This is a genomic window from Nocardiopsis nanhaiensis, from assembly GCF_054778635.1.
Genome location: NZ_BAAGZJ010000214.1, coordinates 1 through 533, shown reverse-complemented (window position 1 = coordinate 533; position 533 = coordinate 1). Strand labels below are relative to the sequence as shown.

General features: G+C 67.9%; 1 protein-coding gene. It reads left to right on the top strand.

The genetic code is table 11. The features are described from left to right. A partial coding sequence (locus tag ACYVD1_RS34840) for an HNH endonuclease signature motif containing protein (protein ID WP_460778736.1) occupies positions 1-485 on the top strand: 485 nt, incomplete at its 5' end. Between the last annotated feature and the right edge of the window lie 48 nt (positions 486-533).

Here is a 533-nt window from a genome sequence, read left to right as displayed (position 1 = left end):
GCGAAGACGGCCCGGCTACGGGTGCGGGTCCGGCGGTGACGCAGGACGGGCAGGTGGTCTCCATGGCCGCGATCCGTGCCCTGGCCCCCAACAGTGTGCTGCGCCGGATGATCACCTCCCCCAAGGGTGACCGGGTGCTGGACGTGGGCCGCACCCAGCGCGACGCGACGGGTGCTCTGCGGGATGCGGGGATGTTCGGTCACACCACCTGCGCCTGGTACCAGGGCTGCAACTTCCCGGCCAGCGGCTCAGAGGCCGACCACAAGATCAGCTTCTCGGCCGGTGGGTCCACCAGCGCGGACAACATTCAGCCACTCTGCTCAGACCACAACCGGTTGAAGTATCGCCGGGAGACCAACCCCGAGGCCTCCATCTGGCAGGGCCGCCCTTCCCACCGCAACCGCAACAACAAGGGGGAGGACTCGGACGGGGACCCGGAGCCAGCCCAACCCCCTTCCTGGAGTCACGGTCACCCTCGTTTTTGACTCCAACTAGGGGGTTCACCACACACCCACCTCAACCCAACCCGCCCC